This is a genomic window from Martinezella rhizogenes (genome assembly GCF_007002745.1).
Taxonomy (GTDB): Bacteria; Pseudomonadota; Alphaproteobacteria; order Rhizobiales; family Rhizobiaceae; genus Agrobacterium; species Agrobacterium cucumeris.
This window is the reverse complement of record NZ_SGNY01000007.1, coordinates 57,699-76,378: the sequence shown is the minus strand read 5'-3', so window position 1 is coordinate 76,378 and position 18,680 is coordinate 57,699. Positions and strand designations below refer to the sequence as shown.

The 18,680-nt window shown below is 59.5% G+C and carries 17 protein-coding genes; 11 read left to right on the top strand and 6 right to left on the bottom strand.

The window, feature by feature from the left end; genetic code table 11:
* Positions 1 to 3: 3 nt before the first annotated feature.
* Positions 4 to 1,236 carry a hypothetical protein gene (locus tag EXN68_RS19550; protein ID WP_142842446.1) on the bottom strand — a complete coding sequence of 411 codons (1,233 nt, stop codon included), beginning with the start codon at positions 1,234 to 1,236 and terminating at the stop codon, positions 4 to 6.
* A gap of 81 nt (positions 1,237 to 1,317) precedes the next feature.
* On the bottom strand, positions 1,318 to 1,944 hold the full coding sequence (locus tag EXN68_RS19545; RefSeq protein ID WP_046801718.1) for a ribonuclease D: 627 nt from the start codon (positions 1,942 to 1,944) through the stop codon (positions 1,318 to 1,320).
* Positions 1,945 to 2,107: 163 nt separating this feature from the next.
* Here EXN68_RS19545 and EXN68_RS19540 point away from each other — a divergent pair, with 163 nt between their 5' ends.
* From EXN68_RS19540 to EXN68_RS19500, 8 genes are all read left to right on the top strand, one after another.
* The gene (locus EXN68_RS19540) at positions 2,108 to 2,722 is read left to right on the top strand and encodes a nucleoside 2-deoxyribosyltransferase (protein ID WP_142842445.1); all 615 of its coding nucleotides are present in this window, start codon (positions 2,108 to 2,110) and stop codon (positions 2,720 to 2,722) included.
* On the top strand, positions 2,719 to 3,468 hold the full coding sequence (locus EXN68_RS19535; RefSeq protein ID WP_142842444.1) for an SDR family oxidoreductase: 750 nt from the start codon (positions 2,719 to 2,721) through the stop codon (positions 3,466 to 3,468). Before EXN68_RS19540 ends, EXN68_RS19535 begins: the two co-directional genes overlap by 4 nt.
* Before the next feature lie 551 nt (positions 3,469 to 4,019).
* Complete coding sequence (locus EXN68_RS19525; protein WP_142842443.1) at positions 4,020 to 5,207, top strand: M24 family metallopeptidase; 1,188 nt, start codon at positions 4,020 to 4,022, stop codon at positions 5,205 to 5,207.
* Between the two features lie 118 nt (positions 5,208 to 5,325).
* Positions 5,326 to 6,930, top strand: a complete 1,605-nt coding sequence (locus tag EXN68_RS19520) for an ABC transporter substrate-binding protein (RefSeq protein WP_142842442.1) — start codon at positions 5,326 to 5,328, stop codon at positions 6,928 to 6,930.
* A 62-nt stretch (positions 6,931 to 6,992) separates the two neighbouring features.
* On the top strand, positions 6,993 to 8,000 hold the full coding sequence (locus EXN68_RS19515) for an ABC transporter permease subunit (protein ID WP_142842441.1): 1,008 nt from the start codon (positions 6,993 to 6,995) through the stop codon (positions 7,998 to 8,000).
* Positions 7,997 to 8,911 carry an ABC transporter permease subunit gene (locus EXN68_RS19510; RefSeq protein ID WP_046801723.1) on the top strand — a complete coding sequence of 305 codons (915 nt, stop codon included), beginning with the start codon at positions 7,997 to 7,999 and terminating at the stop codon, positions 8,909 to 8,911. Before EXN68_RS19515 ends, EXN68_RS19510 begins: the two co-directional genes overlap by 4 nt.
* 3 nt (positions 8,912 to 8,914) lie before the next feature.
* Positions 8,915 to 9,754: an ABC transporter ATP-binding protein gene (locus tag EXN68_RS19505; RefSeq protein WP_142842440.1), complete on the top strand. Its 840-nt coding sequence runs from the start codon at positions 8,915 to 8,917 to the stop codon at positions 9,752 to 9,754.
* Positions 9,751 to 10,596, top strand: a complete 846-nt coding sequence (locus EXN68_RS19500) for an ATP-binding cassette domain-containing protein (protein WP_142842439.1) — start codon at positions 9,751 to 9,753, stop codon at positions 10,594 to 10,596. Before EXN68_RS19505 ends, EXN68_RS19500 begins: the two co-directional genes overlap by 4 nt.
* 52 nt (positions 10,597 to 10,648) lie before the next feature.
* Here the strand turns inward: EXN68_RS19500 and EXN68_RS19495 are convergent, their stop codons facing one another.
* Both EXN68_RS19495 and EXN68_RS19490 read right to left on the bottom strand, forming a co-directional pair.
* Positions 10,649 to 12,118, bottom strand: coding sequence for a mannitol dehydrogenase family protein (locus EXN68_RS19495; protein WP_142842438.1), 1,470 nt, complete (start codon positions 12,116 to 12,118; stop codon positions 10,649 to 10,651).
* A gap of 107 nt (positions 12,119 to 12,225) precedes the next feature.
* A complete protein-coding gene (locus EXN68_RS19490; RefSeq protein WP_142842437.1) occupies positions 12,226 to 12,900 on the bottom strand; it encodes a GntR family transcriptional regulator in 675 nt (224 codons plus the stop codon).
* Between the two features lie 278 nt (positions 12,901 to 13,178).
* On the opposite strand from EXN68_RS19490, the gene EXN68_RS19485 reads away from it, so the two are divergent.
* The gene (locus tag EXN68_RS19485) at positions 13,179 to 14,297 is read left to right on the top strand and encodes a mandelate racemase/muconate lactonizing enzyme family protein (RefSeq protein ID WP_142842436.1); all 1,119 of its coding nucleotides are present in this window, start codon (positions 13,179 to 13,181) and stop codon (positions 14,295 to 14,297) included.
* 50 nt (positions 14,298 to 14,347) lie between these two features.
* Here the strand turns inward: EXN68_RS19485 and EXN68_RS19480 are convergent, their stop codons facing one another.
* On the bottom strand, positions 14,348 to 15,370 hold the full coding sequence (locus EXN68_RS19480; RefSeq protein WP_142842435.1) for an LLM class flavin-dependent oxidoreductase: 1,023 nt from the start codon (positions 15,368 to 15,370) through the stop codon (positions 14,348 to 14,350).
* Between the two features lie 136 nt (positions 15,371 to 15,506).
* Entirely contained in the window at positions 15,507 to 16,424 is a 918-nt protein-coding gene (locus tag EXN68_RS19475; RefSeq protein WP_142842434.1) for a LysR family transcriptional regulator, read from the bottom strand.
* Positions 16,425 to 16,656: 232 nt separating this feature from the next.
* On the opposite strand from EXN68_RS19475, the gene EXN68_RS19470 reads away from it, so the two are divergent.
* Positions 16,657 to 17,865 (top strand): ABC transporter substrate-binding protein, encoded by a 1,209-nt coding sequence (locus EXN68_RS19470; protein WP_142842433.1) that lies wholly within the window; start codon positions 16,657 to 16,659, stop codon positions 17,863 to 17,865.
* Positions 17,866 to 17,894: 29 nt separating this feature from the next.
* Positions 17,895 to 18,680, top strand: coding sequence for an ABC transporter ATP-binding protein (locus tag EXN68_RS19465; protein ID WP_142842432.1), 786 nt, complete (start codon positions 17,895 to 17,897; stop codon positions 18,678 to 18,680).

Here is an 18,680-nt window from a genome sequence, read left to right as displayed (position 1 = left end):
CAATCATGCCGCCTTTTTCTTCAGCAGTTCATAAAGACCGTTATCGTCGATCGAGATCGGCAAAATGGCGCTGCGGGCGTCATCGACAACCGCCATCGCGTCCAGCAATGCTTCCGCATCGGCCGGTGTGGTGGTCGCGTCTGTTTTGGCCTTACCCGCCTCTGCAGGCGCATTATCGTTTTCAGCCGGGGTAGCTTCTTCGTCCGGCGCGGCCGCAAGCACAGAAATCAGGGCGATTTCCGATGAAATATCGACCGGACCTTGCCCCTCCGCGCCATCCGTTTTTTCACCGGCGGAAGCGTCGTTGTGTTCCTTCACGACCTCCTGAAGTTCCTGCACATCCTCGAGTTTTCCCTGCGCGTCGCGGCTCTGGATATCCTGTTCCCGCTCGGCCTTCACCTCGGCATCGTTGACTTCGCCGATGCGATTTTCGCCGCGCTCGGCCTGCAATTCTTCCTTGGTTTTCGGGTCGGCGACATCTTCCAGGCGCTGGATGACCTTCATCGTTTCGCGTGTCATGAACAGGGTGCCCTGCGCCTGCTCGTTCAGGGCATCCTTCACGGCGCGTGCCGCGTCGCCGAAGGGATTGGCGATGGCGGCGATCATCTGCTGGGCTGAAACGCCGAGTTCCTTCAGGCCGGTGGATTCTTCAAGATCGTTGATGCTTTTCGGCAAGGTCGCACGCGCTGCCATGATGGCATCCGACATCTGCACACCGAAATCCTCTTCCTTGCCCGTCAGGCCAGCGCTTTCTGCAATGCGGGCGGCAAGGGCGGCCATGGGGTCGGTCTTGGCGGTGGCGCCATTGTTCAGCACGTCTACGACCTGTGCTTCCGAAACGCCGAAGGATTTCAGGGAAATTGTCGTGGCTTTCCCCTGCGCATCGGCCTTTTCAAAGCCGCCTGTCAGGGTCAGCGCGTCCTGAAGTCTTCGCGCAAACGAGAAGCTCGATTCGTCCTTTTCCTGGGTGACACCAAGGGCGGAGGAGAAGCGGGAGACGAGCGAGGCGAAGGCATCCGGGTCCGGTTTCATGATGCCGAACAGATAGGCGCTTATCTTTTCATTGGCGACACGCTGGCTTTGGTCTGGTTGCGGCTGGGTCTTGACCGCCTCATCCTTTTTGGTGCCGTTCGCCTTTTCCTGCTCTTCGCGCTGACGTTCCTCGATAGTCTCGACCATCGACCGCATGAGGTCGCTGACGGCTATCCTGGCTGTCTGCTGCAGCGGAGTAATCATCTGAAAAATCCCGGCCACCCAAAGTTGCGGCCGAGAATAGGCAAATTCGGTAAATCAGTGCTTAACCAGGCGTAAAAACGCTCAGCTATGGGCGAAAATATCCGTTTCTTCCCAGCCGAGAAGATCGAGCTTGGCGCGGGTCGGCAGAAACGCGAAACAGGCGTCGGCATGATCAAGGCGGCCATCGCGCACAAGGCGGTGGGTCAGCTTGTCGCGCAGCGCGTGCAGGTGCAGCACATCGGAGGCGGCATATTCGAGCTGGGCGGGCGATAGCGTCTCCGCGGCCCAGTCGGAGGATTGCTGCGCCTTGGAAATATCGACTTCCAGCATCTCCTTCAGATTGTCCTTCAGGCCGTGCCGGTCGGTATAGGTGCGGGTGAGGCGGGAGGCGATCTTGGTGCAGAAAACCGGCGTGGTTGTCACGCCAAAGGTGTGGAACAGGACGGCAATATCGAAACGGCCATAATGAAAGATCTTCTGGTGGGCGGGATCTTCGAGCATGCGCACGAGGTTGGGGGCCTGTTTCTGTCCGGCGGCGATACGGATGACATCCGCAGTGCCATCGCCCGGCGAAAGCTGGACGACACAGAGACGGTCGCGGCGCGGCACCAGCCCGAGTGTTTCCGTGTCGATTGCGATGGCCCCGGTATAACGCGCGGTATCTTCGGCGGAAATATCGCCTTCGTGATAGCGAATGGTTGCGGCCATGTCTTGCTCCAGAAATTGCAGTCGGTTGCTCCGGCTATAACGGAAAGAATGGCCTGATGATACCGTTTTATGGGTCGGTTCGGCGTGGCTTCGCGCTTGCCTTTGCGAAAGTCCCCGGGTTAGGTTCGGGAAATCCTTTTCTTACAAAACGCATGAATTCCCGATGACAAAGAAAATCTATCTCGCCGGACCGGAAGTCTTCCTCCCGAACGCGCGTGAAATGCTCGATCTCAAGGCCTCGCTGGCCCGGGATGCCGGTTTTACGCCGCTTTCACCGGGTGATCTGCAGATTCCGCCGGCGGATACCCGGATCGGCCATGGCTGCAACATCAATGCCGTTGACGAGCGGATGATGCTGGAAGCGGATGCGGTGATTGCCAATCTCACACCGTTTCGCGGTATCGCCGCCGATACGGGAACAAGCTTTGAGCTGGGTTTCATGTGCGCGCTGGGCAAGCCGGTTTTCGCCTATACCAATGTCGCGGCCAATCACTTCACCCGCATCAAGGCGCATTATGGCGGTGTTGCCACCATCGATGAAACGGGCCGTTATCGCGGGCCGGACGGGCTGTCGATCGAGAATTTCGACATGGTCGACAATCTCATGCTGCATGGTGGAATTGTGCGGCGCGGTGGGGTCATCATTGTCGGCAATGCGCCTGAAGAGGCGCTCTATACGGACCTCGACGCCTATAAACGCTGCCTTGCGGCGGCGGCGGAGAAATTACTGGGACAGACTGATCCTGACAGAACGAAATTAGCGGAGACATCATCATGAGCGGTACCATTCTTATCACCGGCGCCACATCCGGTTTCGGCCAGGCTACGGCGCGGCGCTTCATCAGGGAAGGCTGGAAGGTCATCGGCACAGGCCGGCGGGCGGAACGGCTGGAGGCGCTAGCGGCGGAACTCGGCTCGGCCTTCCATGGTGCCGCTTTCGACATTACCGATGAGGATGCGACGGCAAAGGCGCTGGCTGCGTTGCCGGAGGGCTTCCGGGATATCGACATTCTCGTCAACAATGCCGGCCTTGCGCTTGGCACGGCGCCCGCGCCGCAGGTGCCGCTGAAAGACTGGCAGACCATGGTGAACACCAATATCACCGGCCTGTTGAACGTCACTCACCTTCTATTGCCCACGCTGATCGAGCGTAAGGGTATTGTCGTCAACCTCTCTTCGGTCGCCGCGCACTGGCCCTATGCCGGCGGCAACGTTTATGCCGGCACGAAAGCTTTCCTGCGGCAGTTCTCGCTGGGCCTTCGTTCGGACCTGCATGGCAAGGGCGTGCGCGTCACTTCCATCGAACCCGGCATGTGCGAAACCGAATTCACACTGGTGCGCACCGGCGGCAACCAGGATGCGTCGGACAATCTTTATAAGGGTGTCAATCCGATCACGGCAGACGATATCGCCAATACGATCTATTGGGTCGCCTCGCAGCCTAAACACATCAATATCAACAGCCTCGAACTCATGCCGGTCAACCAGTCCTTTGCCGGTTTTCAGGTCTATCGCGAAAGCTGATTTCGACGGGTTTTGGGGAGTGCTGAAAAACCGGGCAGGTATTTTGAAGCTATGCAAAAATGCAATGCTGCATTGCGAGACTTGCTCTGTTAAAAATCGCAGATGTCGCTATATTCCAATCATCGAAGCGACGCACTCCTCCTCCCAGCGTCGCTCGATGTGGATCGGTGGCACTCCTCCTCCCAGTCGCCGATCAAGTTTGAAGCCTGCCGCACCTCCTCCCGCGGCAGGCTTTTTCCTTTTCCGGACCTTCTTTTTTTGATGTTCTTTCTGTGGGTGCGTTTCAGCGCGCTGGCCAGGCGCGCGGAATATTCCACTGGCCCCCGAATTTCCGGGGGATTTTCATTTTTCCCGTCAAGGCAATCGGAACGGGAATCGGACGCGCATCGATCACGATTTCGTTATGTCTAGATGAATATGCACAGTTTTGTGGCGGTGCGTGGTGCTGGCCCATTGCTTAGGCCCCGGCCTGTGTTTAAGCATGGGCAAAAGAACGCTTGGGAGGTGGCCGACACGCTTGTGTCTGTGCGCCCGAAAGCGGCGGGGAGAGAATGGCAGACTTTCAAGAGGCGCTGAAGCGGTTTCAGCCGATCGCGGTTTCATCGATCGCTGAAGACGAGCTCAGGTTGCGGCTACGCGGCCTTCAGGCGCGGATGATCCAGGACAATGTCAAGGCGGTCTGGCTCGATGCATCATCGTCGCTGACCTATTATACCGGCCTGTCGCTTGGCCTTTCCGAGCGAATTCATGGCGCTCTGGTGCCGGCCGAGGGCGCGCCGATCTATATCAGCCCGACATTCGAAGAGCCGAAACTCCAGACCCTCATTCGCATCAAGGGCGAAGTCGCCGTCTGGGAAGAGGATGAAAATCCCTTTGACGTGATGGCAGGACGCGTTGCGGCGCTTTCCTGTGCCGGTCATCTTGTCGCCATCGATCCCGCTACACCATTTGTTTTCGCATCTGCCCTGATGCAGCGTCTGGAAGGGCGGATCATGTCCGCCCAGCCGATGATCGTCGCCCAGCGACAGGTCAAGTCCGCGGCTGAAATCGCCCTTATCCAGACGGCGATGGATGCAAGTTACGGCGTGCAGAAGGCCGTATTCGAAGGGCTTCGTCCCGGCATTTCCACCACCGAAGTGGCTGATTTCGTGAATGCCGCTCATATCGCCCTTGGCATGAAACCGCTTTTTGTGGCGGTGCAGTTCGGCGAGGCCACGGCCTATCCGCATGGCGTGCCCTATGCGCAGACGTTGAACGAAGGCGATATGGTGCTGGTCGATCTCGGCGCCATTCTTCATGGCTACCGTTCCGACATCACCCGCACCTATGTCTTTGGCCAGCCGACCGAACGGCAGCGCTTCCTCTGGAACGCTGAACGCGATGCGCAGGCTGCGGCCTTTGCCGCGGCCCACATCGGTGCTGCGTGTTCCGATGTCGACAAGGCCGCACGCGACAGCCTGAAAGCGGCCGGGTTCGGCCCGGATTATCAGGTTCCGGGTCTGCCGCATCGCACCGGCCACGGGCTTGGGCTGGATATTCACGAAGAACCCTATATCGTTGCAGGAAATGCGACGGCGCTTGAACCGGGAATGTGCTTTTCCATCGAGCCCATGCTGTGCGTTTATGGGGAATGCGGCGTCCGTCTTGAGGACATTGTTTATATGACGGAGGCGGGACCGCGCTGGTTCTGCCCGCCGGAAAAGAACCTCGACCGGCTGTTTCAGCCGGTCGCCGGGTAATTGGTCGGGAGGCAAAGGACCGAATAGCGGCACGGGTTGCGTGCCGCTGCTGACCAGAAGAGGTAGGCCCCTCAAACGGGGCCGCAGGAACTCAGAAAAAGAGGGAAAGGACCACCAGATGAAAACGCTGACCCGCAGTTTGCTTATCGCCTCTGCGATTGCGATCACTTCCGCCATGCCTGCCATGGCGAAGACCTTCGTTTATTGCTCCGAGGCATCGCCGGAAGGCTTCGATCCGTCGCCCTACACCGCCGGCGGCACCTTCGATGCTTCCGCGCATCCGGTCTATAACCGCCTGACCGAGTTCAAGAAGGGCACGACCGAAGTCGAGCCGGGCCTTGCGGAAAAATGGGATGTTTCGAGCGATGGCCTCGAATATACGTTCCACCTGCGCAAGGGCGTAAAGTGGCACTCCAACGAGAAGTTCACGCCGAGCCGCGATTTCAACGCCGATGACGTGATCTTCAGCTACAACCGCCAGGGTGACGCGAAGAACCCGTGGAACCAGTATGTCGCAGGTATCACCTACGAATATTACAACTCCATGGAAATGCCGTCGCTGATCAAGGAAATCGTCAAGGTTGACGATTACACCGTCAAGTTCGTGCTGACGCGCCCTGAAGCACCGTTCCTCGCCAACATCGCCATGCCTTTCGCTTCGATCGTCTCGAAGGAGTATGCCGATACGCTTGACAAGGCCGGCACCAAGGAAGACTTCAACAACCTGCCGATCGGCACCGGTCCGTTCAAGTTCGTCGCCTATCAGAAGGACGCGGTCATCCGCTACCAGAAGAATGCCGACTACTGGGGTGACGCGCCGAAGATCGACGATCTGATCTTCGCGATCACGCCTGACGCCGCCGTGCGCCTGCAGAAGCTGAAGGCCGGCGAATGCCACCTGATGCCCTATCCGGCTCCGGCCGATCTGGACACCATCCGCGCCGACAAGAACCTCAAGCTCGATGAGCAGCCGGGTCTGAACGTCGCTTACTTCGCCTACAACACGACCGTTGCGCCTTTCGACAAGCCGGAAGTCCGCAAGGCGCTGAATATGGCGATGAACAAGCAGGCAATCATCGATGCCGTGTTCCAGGGCGCCGGCCAGGTTGCCAAGAACCCGATCCCGCCGACAATGTGGTCTTACAACGACAGCATCAAGGACGACCCGTACGATCCGGAAGCCGCCAAGAAGGCTCTTGAAGCGGCTGGCGTCAAGGATCTGACGATGAAGATCTGGGCGATGCCGGTTCAGCGTCCTTACATGCCGAACGCACGCCGCACGGCCGAGCTGATCCAGTCGGATTTTGCGAAGGTTGGCGTCAAGGCCGAGATCGTCTCCTTCGAATGGGGTGAATATCTCAAGAAGTCGACCGAAGTGAACCGCGACGGTGCCGTCATCCTCGGCTGGACCGGCGATAACGGTGACCCTGACAACTTCATGGGCGTTCTGCTCTCCTGCGCCGCAACCGGCGAAGGTGGTGCAAACCGCGCGCAGTGGTGCAACAAGGAGTTCTCCGATCTGCTTTCCAAGGCAAAGCAGACCACTGACGTTGCCGAGCGCACCAAGCTTTATGAGCAGGCGCAGGTGATCTTCAAGGAACAGGCTCCGTGGGCGACGCTTGCGCACTCCACGCAGTTCGTTCCGATGTCCGCCAAGGTTTCCGGCTTCACCATGAGCCCGCTTGGCGACTTCACCTTCGAATCCGTCGATATCGCGGAGTAATCCCAAACAACAGGACGCGCGGAAGAACCCTGTTCTTCCGCGCGTCTTTTCAGGAAAAAACCATGATCCGGTTCATTCTCGGCAAACTTCTCTATCTCGTTCCGACCTTCCTCGGGATCACCATCGTCGCCTTCGCCTTCGTGCGCGTTCTGCCGGGCGATCCCGTGCTGCTAATGGCTGGCGAACGGGGCATATCGCCTGAGCGGCATGCACAGCTTGCCGAACAGCTCGGCTTTTCCCAGCCCATCTGGCAGCAATATCTGCATTTCCTCGGACGGCTGCTTCAGGGCGATCTCGGCAATTCGCTGGTCACCAAGAAGCCTGTTCTGACCGAGTTCCTGTCGCTCTTCCCCGCGACGGTTGAGCTTGGCCTCGTTGCCATCATCATCGCCACCCTGATCGGCGTGCCGGTCGGCGTCATCGCCGCCATTCGCCGTGGCTCGTGGTTCGATCAGATTTCCATGACGACCGCGCTGGTGGGCTTCTCCATGCCGATCTTCTGGTGGGGCCTGCTGCTGATCATCATGTTCTCCGGCATCCTGCAATGGACGCCGGTGTCGGGCCGCATCTCGCTGATGTATTTCTTCCCCTCCGTCACTGGTTTCATGCTGATCGACAGCCTGATTTCGGGGCAGAAGGGCGCTTTCGTCTCGGCCCTTTCGCATCTCATCCTGCCCTCGGTGGTGCTTGCCACCATTCCGCTGGCGGTGATTGCGCGCCAGACGCGCTCGGCCATGCTGGAAGTTTTGGGTGAGGATTATGTCCGCACCGCCCGTGCAAAAGGCATGTCGGCCTCCCGCGTGGTCGGCGTGCATGCGCTGCGCAACGCCATGATCCCGGTCATCACCACCATCGGCCTGCAGATTGGCGTGCTGATGGCGGGTGCCATCCTGACCGAAACCATCTTTTCCTGGCCGGGCATCGGCAAGTGGATGATCGATTCCATCTCGCGCCGCGACTATCCGGTCGTGCAGAGCGGCCTGCTGCTGATTGCGGGCCTGGTAATGGTCGTCAACCTGCTTGTCGATTTGACCTATGGCCTCATCAATCCGAGGATCCGTCACAAATGAGCGATGTGACCACCACCCCCGGCGTCCGTCTTTCGGACGCCGCCATCCGCCGCCGGATGATCGCCGATTTCTGGTTCTACTTCCGTCAGAACCGTGGCGCCGTCATCGGCCTTGCCGTCTTTACTCTTCTGGTGCTGGTGGCGGTTTTCGCACCGCTGATCGCGCCGCATGACCCGACGCAGCAATATCGCGATGCGCTGCTTGTCCCGCCGGTCTGGCAGGAAGGCGGCCGTGCCGGCTTCTTCTTCGGCACCGATGCGGTCGGTCGCGACATGCTGTCCCGGCTGATCTATGGCGCGCAATATTCGCTGTTCATCGGCGTCGTCGTCGTTTCCATCGCCCTTGTCGGCGGCATCGTCATCGGTCTCGTCGCCGGCTTTTTCGGCGGCTGGGTGGATACCGTCATCATGCGCGTGATGGACGTCATCCTGGCATTTCCGTCGCTGCTTCTGGCACTGGTGCTGGTTGCGATCCTCGGCCCGGGTCTTACCAATGCCATGATCGCCATCGCCATCGTCTATCAGCCGCATTTTGCCCGCCTGACGCGTGCCGCTGTCATGAGTGAGCTCAGGCGCGAATATGTCACGGCCGCCCGCGTGGCGGGTGCCGGCAATTTCCGGCTGATGTTCAAGACCATTCTGCCGAACTGCCTTGCCCCGCTGATCGTGCAGGCGACGCTCTCCTTCTCGTCCGCGGTTCTCGATGCAGCGGCCCTCGGCTTCCTCGGCATGGGCGCCCAGCCGCCCGCTTCCGAATGGGGCACGATGCTGGCCGAAGCGCGTGAATTCATTCTGCGCGCCTGGTGGGTTGTCACCCTTCCCGGTCTGACGATCCTGATTTCGGTACTCGCCATCAACCTGATGGGCGACGGTCTGCGCGATGCGCTCGATCCCAAACTGAAGCGGAGCTGAGCGATGAGCCTGCTGAAAATCAAGAACCTCACCGTCAAATTCGCCACCGCCACCGGCGCCTTCATTGCCGTCAACGGCATCGACGTATCCGTCGACAAGCATGAAGTGCTGGCCATCGTCGGCGAATCCGGTTCCGGCAAGTCGGTATCGATGCTCGCGGTCATGGGGCTTCTGCCCGATACGGCAACGATTACCGCCGATGAGATGACCTTCGACGGCAAGAACCTGCTGACCATGTCGCCGCAGGAGCGCCGCAGGGTGATCGGCCGCGAGATCACCATGATCTTCCAGGAGCCGGTCGCCTCGCTCAACCCGTCCTTTACGGTCGGGTTCCAGATCGAGGAAGTGCTGCGCCTCAATCTCGGCATGGGCCGCTCCGCCGCCCGCGCCCGGGCGCTGGAACTGTTCCGCGCTGTCGGCATTCCCGAGCCGGAGACCAAGCTTAACGCCTATCCGCACCAGATGTCCGGCGGCCAGTGCCAGCGCGTGATGATCGCCATCGCGATCGCCTCCAAACCGCGCCTCTTGATCGCCGACGAGCCGACCACCGCGCTTGACGTGACGATCCAGAAGCAGATTCTCGATCTCTTGATGAACCTGCAGGCGGAATACGGCATGGCGCTGATCCTCATCACCCATGATATGGGCGTGGTGGCGGAAACCGCAGACCGCGTTGTGGTGCAATATAAGGGCCGCAAGATGGAGGAGGCGGATGTCTTGAGCCTCTTCGAGGCCCCGCAGCATCCCTATACCAAGGCATTGCTTTCGGCCCTGCCCGAAAACGCCACCGGCGACCGCCTGCCCACGGTTTCCGATTTCTTCGGCAAGGAGGGCGTTCAATGAGCATTGTTGTCGAAGGCAAGGGCATTACCCGCGATTATCATGTTCCGGGCGGCCTGTTCGGTGGCGCCAAGACGGTTCAGGCGCTGAAAGGTATCGATTTTACCGTCGAGCGTGGCAAGACGCTCGCCATCGTCGGCGAATCCGGTTCGGGCAAGTCGACGCTTGCCCGCATCATCGCCCTGATCGACCCGGCATCCGGCGGTGAGCTGAAGATTGAAGGCCAGCCGGTCGATATCGCCAGACGACGTCCGGACACGCAGATGCGTTCCAAGGTGCAGATGGTGTTCCAGAACCCCTATGGCAGCCTCAATCCGCGCCAGAAGGTGGGTGACGTGCTGATGGAACCGCTCATCATCAACACGAAAATTCCGGCTTCCGAGCGTCGCGAGCGGGCTGAAGCCATGCTGGTGAAGGTCGGTCTTGGTCCTGAACATTTCAACCGTTATCCGCACATGTTCTCCGGCGGCCAGCGCCAGCGCATCGCCATTGCGCGCGCGCTGATGCTCAATCCGGCGCTGCTGGTGCTGGACGAGCCGGTTTCCGCGCTCGATCTTTCGGTGCAGGCGCAAGTGTTGAACCTGCTCCGGGATCTGCAGGAGGAATTCGAACTGACCTACGTTTTCGTCAGCCACGATCTCTCGGTGGTTCGTTATATCGCCGACGATGTGATGGTCATTTCCAAGGGCGTGGCGGTGGAGCAGGGGACGCGCGAGCAACTCTTCGCCGATCCGAAGCACCCCTATACGCGCCAGCTCTTCGCTGCGACGCCAATCACGGATGTCGATGCCATCCGCGCCCGCGTGGAACGCCGCAAGGCGGCGCGGCAGGCCGCAACGGTCTGAGCATAGAAACATCAAGTTAGAAAACAGGCCGGGTTTCCGGCCTGTTTGTTTTTCAGGACTTTAAAAACATACCCATAGCGGCAAGTGCGCCTTGCTCGCGGATGTCGCGATAAGCGGCTTTCAGTGTCGACACGAAGTTTTCGTTGGCTGGCAGGTCATCGCCGAATGTGCGCCTGAAGGTGAGGAACCGGTCCACGACAGCATCCGGCGCCATTGCCAGCTGGTCCGGCGCATCCCATTCCTTGAAAGCAGGGTCGAGAATGGTGATCGGCTGATCCTTCTCATCCCGGTCTGCGCAGGATCTGATCCATAAAGCGACGGCAAAAATAACGGCGCGACTGGCGGTCTTTTCTTCCAGCAATTCGCGCAAGGGGCCAAGAATACGCAGCGGTACCTTCTGCGAGGCATCGGAGGCGATCTGCATCGTTTTGTGTTGCAGGGAGGGGTTGGCGAAACGCTCCCTGAGGCCGGCTGCAAATTCTGCGCCATCGACCGCCGGGTCCAACGTCCGGGCAACTTCGCGCCAATAGGCGTCGATGAAATCGCGCACGGTTTTTTCACCCCATGCATCGGCAACCGTTTTAATGCCGGTGATCTGGCCTATGGCGGCGATGGCGCTGTGCGAGCCGTTCAGCATTCGGAGCTTCATATGTTCATATGGCTCGACGTTGCTGACGAACTCCACGCCTGATCTTTCGAGCGCCGGTCTCCCATGCGGAAAACGATCTTCGATGACGAAGCGGAAATAGGGCTCGGCCACCACCGGCCAGGCGTCGCGCACCCCAAGTGCTGTCGATATTGCGTCCCGATCCGCGTCGGTTGTGGCGGGAACGATGCGGTCCACCATGGAGCAGGGGCAGGCGATATTGGCTTCGATGAAGGAGGCCAGTTCCGCATCGGCCAGTTCCGTAAATTCCAGCAAGAGCTTTTGTAACACATGCCCGTTGGCGGGCAGGTTGTCGCAGGAAAGCAGCGTCAGCGGCAGCGAGCCTACTTTGCGTCTGCGTCGTGTAGCGGCGAGAATGAAACCGAAGATGGAGCGTGGCCGGTCCGGGTTTTCAAGGTCGTGGAGAATATCGGGATGGTCACGCAGCAGGCTGCGGGAAGCGAGATTGGTGAGATAACCCTTCTCCGTCACGGTCAGGGTGACGATGAGCACGCGCGGATCGGATAGCCGCTCCACCAGCCTTTCAGGATCTTCCGGCGCAACGATGGTTTCCATGATGGAGCCGATGATGCGCAGGTGCTCGCTCTTTCCGTCGCGCAGGCAGAATGTGTAGAGATTGTCCTGCGGTTCGATGGCATCGCGTGTGTCCGGGCTGCGCAGCGATGCGGCGACGATGCCCCATTGCGTCTCACCGCGATTGAGGCAGTCATCAATGAAAACCGCCTGGTGCGCCCGGTGAAACGCACCGACCCCCAGATGCACGATGCCGGGTGTGACCGTCTGGCGATCATAGGCGGGTGTTGCCACGGATTGCGGCAGGCGGGTAAGGGCGGCAGTGGAAAGCCTATTCGTCATCAATGCGGAACCCCCATGCGGAGCAAGATGGTAATGGCGGCATCCGGGTTTTCGCGCATCATGTCAGTTCCTCCACTTGTGCCTGAACAGGTCGTATTTTGAATGGATCAGGCCCGAGCCTCTTTGAGCAGCCGGACCTGACGCAGCGTGTTCTGGCGGCTGCGCTCGAGATGCCGCCACAGGGCATCGACGATCTGGGCCTTGCTGCCGGCGGCGATGGCGTCGGCGATATTCTGGTGCTCTTCCACCGAACGGGCGTAATCCCCGAGGATAGAGACGAAAACCGTGTGGGTCTGGTCGAGAATGCGCTCATGCGAGCCGGAGATGACCGGAATGCGGGCGGCTGAAACCAGTGTCGTGTGAAAGCTGCGGTCGTAAAAAAGCGCTTTTGACAATTCGTCGAGCGTCGGGCCCTTGGCGAATTCGCGATGTTTGGCAAGGCTTTCGAGAAGCTGCGCATGCAGCTCCCCGTCCAGTTGTCCGGCATCGAAAGCCACTTCGACGGCGCCTTTTTCAAGCAGCATTCTGGCGGCGTAGAGCTCTTCCACATCCTCTACGGTGAAATCGCGCACCACCATGCCGCGCCTTGAAGAATTGACCACCAGCCCGTCGGCCTCGAGTTTCACGCAGGCTTCCTTGACCGGTGTGGGGCTGATGCCGAGATCGGCGGCAAGCTCGTTGGGCAGCAGCCGTTCGCCGCCGCGCAGTTTGCCACTGACGATGCGGGCGCGCAGCTCCCGGTGCGCCTGTTCGGCGAGCGTGACTTTGACGAGTGTGTTCATGGCCGCATCATTGCCCAGCTTGGAAAGACAGGCAACAATCAAATATTAAAAATAAAAAATTTTTTATTTTACAAAATCCGTTTTTCCGTTAGCTCTATCAGCCATCGGAAGCCGGCTGCGGGAGGAGGGTGGTCCGGCAATCCCCTGACGGCTCAATTCCCGCAGCCATTGGGTGCGGGACAATGACGTGACTTCACCAGTCAATCGGTGAAGCGCTCAGAAAAGGGACTTCCGCCTTTCCTCCTCAGAAGCGTTCAAGCATCGAGGAATGACCGATCATGAAAATTACCGCTGTCGAACCTTTCATCCTGCATCTGCCGCTGACATCGGAGTCGATTTCCGATTCCACCCACAGCATCACCCATTGGGGCGTCGTCGGCGCAAAAATCACGACGAGTGACGGCATTGAGGGTTATGGTTTCACCGGCACCCACGCGCATCTGCCATCCGACAGGCTGATCACCTCCTGCATCAGCGACTGTTATGCGCCCTTGCTTTTGGGTGAGGACGCGTCGGAGCATTCACGGCTGTGGATGAAACTTGCCCGTTACCCCTCGCTGCAATGGGTCGGCCGGGCCGGAATCACCCATCTGGCACTTGCCGCCATCGACGTGGCGTTGTGGGATATCAAGGCGAAAAAGGCGGGCGTGCCGCTCTGGCAATATCTCGGCGGTGCGCGCACGGCCGGCGTGGAAGCCTATAATACCGATATTGGCTGGCTTTCCTTTACGCTGGAAAACCTGCTGGCCGGCAGTGCAAAGGCCGTGGAGGAGGATGGCTTCACCCGCTTGAAGCTCAAGGTCGGTCATGATGATCCGAATATCGACATTGCCCGGCTTGCCGCCGTCCGCCAGCGCGTCGGCTCCTCCATCCGCATCGCCATTGACGGCAATGGCAAGTGGGACCTGCCGACATGCCAGCGCTTCTGCGCCGCGGCGAAGGATCTGGATATCTACTGGTTCGAGGAGCCGCTGTGGTATGACGATGTCACCAGCCACGCCCGGCTGGCGCGCAATACGTGCATTCCCATCGCGCTCGGCGAGCAGCTTTATACGGTGGATGCGTTCCGCTCATTCATCGATGCCGGCGCGGTCGCTTATGTCCAGCCGGATGTGACCCGACTTGGCGGCATCACCGAATATATTCAGGTGGCTGATCTGGCACTCGCCCATCGCCTGCCCGTGGTGCCGCATGCGGGTGAGATGAGCCAGGTGCATGTGCATCTGAGCTACTGGCATCCGGCTTCGACCATTCTCGAATATATTCCGTGGATCAAGGATCATTTCGAAGAGCCGATCCAGGTGCGGGATGGCGTTTACAAACGTCCGGAGCAGCCCGGCGCCAGCACGACGCCGCTGGCGGAAAGCTTTTCCCGTTATGGCAAGGCGGTGAAATAAAAAAGGCGGCGCAGAAACTGCGCCGCCTTGCTCATTTTCAGGACCAGCCGTTAGCGCCAGCCGAGAGCCGGCGCCACCTGCTTCAGGATCGTCTCGATCACATGGGCGTTGTAATCGACGCCCAGCTGGTTCGGTACGGTCAGGAGCAGCGTGTCGGCCTCGGCAATGGCTTCATCGGCCTTCAGCTGTTCGATCAGCGCTTCAGGCTCGGCGGCGTAGCTGCGCCCGAAGATCGCACGCGTCTTGTCGTCGATATAACCGATCTTGTCGTCGCCTTCATTGCCGTAACCGAAATAGGCCCGGTCACGGTCGCTGACGAGGGCGAAGATACTGCGGCTGACTGAGACACGGGGCTCGCGGGCATGTCCGGCTTCCTTCCAGGCTTCCCGGAAGATACGGATCTGCTGCGCCTGCTGGACGTGGAAAGGTTCGCCCGTTTCATCCGTCTTCAGGGTGGAGCTTTGCAGGTTCATGCCAAGCTTTGCCGCCCACACCGCCGTCGCGTTGGAACTCGAACCCCACCAGATGCGCTCACGCAGCCCTTCGGAATGGGGTTCCAGGCGCAAAAGGCCGGGCGGGTTCGGGAACATCGGTCTCGGGTTTGGCTGCGCGAAACCTTCGCCCTTCAAAAGCTCCAGGAAGACTTCGGTATGTTGCCGCGCCATATCTTCCTCGGTCTCGCCCTCGGCCGGGCGGAAGCCGAAATAACGCCAGCCATCGATCACCTGTTCCGGCGAACCACGGCTGATGCCGAGTTGCAGGCGTCCACCGGCGATGAGGTCGGCCGAACCGGCATCCTCCGCCATGTAGAACGGGTTTTCATAACGCATGTCGATGACGCCGGTGCCGATCTCGATATTTTTCGTTCTGGCGCCGACGGCGGCCAGAAGCGGAAAAGGTGAGGCAAGCTGGCGGGCGAAATGGTGCACGCGAAAATAAGCGCCATCGGCGCCGAGTTCTTCAGCGGCCACGGCAAGGTCTATCGATTGCAGCAGCGTGTCGGCCGCCGAGCGGGTCTGCGACTGGGGTGAGGGTGTCCAGTGGCCGAAGGATAAAAATCCGATCTTTTTCATGATGACCTTCCAGATGTCGGAGGATGCCGGTTTTCACAAACCGGCTTCGTTGTTGTCAGTCATATAAGCAACTGCGCACATCCTCCAATCCGTCACCCGTAAACACGGTGTCGCCGAAATGTGAACGATGGTCGTTTCAGGCAATCGTCCTGCGGTCGAGGATGAAGAGATTTTCGTGGGCGCGTGCGGTGGTCAGGATGAAATCCATCAGCGAGCGTACACGCGGCACGTTGGCAAGATCCTGATGGCTGGTCAGCCAGTAGCCGCGCCGCAGTTGCACTTCGTCGGCAAGAACCATCTGCAAGTCCGGAAAGCGGGCGGCGATGAAGTTCGGTAATATGCACAGGCCGCGGCCGCTCAGCGTGGCGGTCAGCTGGGCGAAAATGCTCGATGACTGAAAATTGGGGCGCAGGCCGGGCATCACGTCGCGCATGTAATCGAGGCCCGGCGAAAAAATCAGGTCCTGCACGTAACCGATGAAGAAATGGTCGGGCAAATCCTCACGCCGCGTGATTTTCGGATGTCCGGCGAGATAGGAACGCGAGGCATAGATATGCAGCGTGTAATCGATGATCTGTTCATTGATATAGGGACCGGCTTTCGGCGGATCGAGCGTGACGGCCACATCCGCTTCCTTTCTGGACAGCGCCATGATCTGCTGGATCGTCACCATCTCCACCATGATGTGGGGATGGGTGGCGGCGAAGTCTTTCAGCCTCTCCACGAAGAAAAAATTGGAAAAACCTTCAGGGGCGCTTAGGCGCACCACGCCGCGCAGCAGGCTGCCGCTTTCGGAGATATCCGATTGCAGCCTTTCGGCCTCCGCTTCTATGCGCTCGACCGTATCGACCAGTCGCCGTCCCACCGTCGTCAGCTCGTAACCGCGCGGGTTTCGCTCGAACAGCTTGGTTTTAAGCGAGAATTCCAGCCGGTCGATGTGGCGGGAGACGGTTGCGTGGCTGGTGCGCAGGCTGCGGGCGGCCGATGAGAGCTGTCCGGTACGGGCCACGGCCAGAAAATATTGCAGGTCGTCCCAGGTAAAAGGCGTGGCCAATCTCGTCTCCCATTCCGAGTTCTGTTCAAAAATGAACAGTTGCTGTTCGAAATTTGATGATGCCGTGCTCTTGTGTCAACCGAGGAATTCGAGAAATCTAAAATCAGGATGCGTCGCTTTGAGGAGAGTGGCGTGACCGTTCGGATGCAGCACCCGGGACGATCGCCATGCGGCTTCGTTCACTGTTGCACAGACAATCTGAGGCTCGCAATCATCTCTGGGAGGAGAAGTCATGCGCAAGAGTATCGTTTTATCCACGGCCATGGCACTGGCCGCCGGCACCGCCGCTTATGCCGCCGAGATTTCGGACGGCAAGGTCAAGATCGGTATCCTGAACGACCAGTCCGGCGTTTACGCCAACTTTGGCGGTAAGTACTCTTACGAGGCCGCGAAGATGGCGGTTGAGGATTTCGGCGGCAAGGTGCTCAATGCGCCGGTTGAGGTCGTGACCGCCGACCACCAGAACAAGGCGGACGTGGCCTCCAACATTGCCCGGCAATGGTACGACACCGAACAGGTGGATTCGATCATGGAGCTGACATCGTCGTCAGTGGGCCTGGCCGTGCAGGCGCTCTCCAAGGACAAGAAGAAGATCACCGTCAACACCGGTGCGGCAACCACCGAACTGACCGGCAAGCAGTGCAGCCCCTATGGTTTCCACTGGGCTTATGACACCTATTCGCTCGCGGTCGGCACCGGCGGCGCGCTGGTGAAGCAGGGCGGCGACAGCTGGTTCTTTCTGACTGCGGACTATGCTTTCGGTTACTCGCTGGAAGAAAACACCGCCAATTTCGTCAAGGCCAATGGCGGCAAGGTTCTGGGCTCCGTGCGCCATCCGCTGGCGACGACGGATTATTCCTCCTTCCTGCTGCAGGCGCAGTCTTCGGGCGCAAAGGTCATTGGCCTTGCCAATGCGGGCCTCGACACCTCCAATGCCATCAAGCAGGCGGCTGAATTCGGCATCGTTGCCGGCGGCCAGCGGCTTGCCGCTCTTCTCTTCACGCTAGCCGAAGTCCATGGTCTCGGCCTTGAGGCGGCGCAAGGGCTGACGCTGACGGAAGGTTTTTACTGGGACCGCGACGATGAATCGCGCAAGTTCGGCGAGCGTTTCAAGGAACGCACCGGCGCCATGCCGAACATGGTGCATGCCGGCACCTATTCCGCCGTGCTGCACTACCTGAAGGCCATCGAAAAGGCCGGTACTGATGATGCCGATGCTGTCGCCAAGGCCATGAAGGAAATGCCCGTCAACGACGTCTTCTCCAAGGACGGCCATGTGGCCGCCAATGGCCGCATGATCCACGACATGTATCTCATGGAAGTGAAGAAGCCGGATGAGAGCAAGCAGCCGTGGGATTATTACAAGGTGCTCGCCACCATCCCCGGCAAGGAAGCCTTCATGGACCCTGCAAAAAGCGGTTGCCCGCTGGTGACGCAATAAAAGACTGACGCAATAAAGGGGAAAGTTTCATGATGATCGCTCCCGCCCCCGCCGGGCAGGCCGAACCTCGCGTCGTTCTTTCGGCGCGTGGTCTCAGCAAAACCTTCGGCGCATTCGCAGCCGTGAAAAACGTCGATCTCGACGTCCACCATGCCCGCGTTCATGCGCTGATCGGCCCAAACGGCGCCGGCAAGACTACGGTCTTTAATCTGTTGACCAAGTTTCTCCAGCCGACGGGCGGGGCGATCACTTTCATGGGAACGGATATAACAAGGACGCCACCGGACAAGGTGGCGCGTCTCGGCCTCGTCAGGTCTTTCCAGATATCGGCGGTGTTTCCGCATCTGACGGTTCTGGAAAATGTGCGGGTTGCGTTGCAGCGTCCGAATGGCCTTGCAACGCAGTTCTGGCTGCCGCTCTCCTCGCTCGACAGGCTGAATGCCCGCGCCGAGGAGCTGATCGCAACGGTTGGCCTGACACGGGAAAAACATGCGCTTGCGGCCGATCTTTCTTACGGCCGCAAGCGGGTTCTCGAAATAGCCACCACGCTGGCGCTCGATCCCAAGGTTCTGCTGCTGGACGAGCCGATGGCCGGCATGGGTGGGGAAGATGTCTCCCACGTCGCCGAGCTTATCCGCGAGGTGGCAAAGACACGCGCGGTGCTGATGGTCGAACATAATCTGAAAGTCGTTGCCGATATCTGCCATCACGTCACGGTGCTGCAGCGCGGTGAAATTCTGGCGGAGGGCGATTATGCCGCCGTTTCGGCCGATCCGCGTGTGCGCACGGCCTATATGGGCACGGAGGAGGCTTGA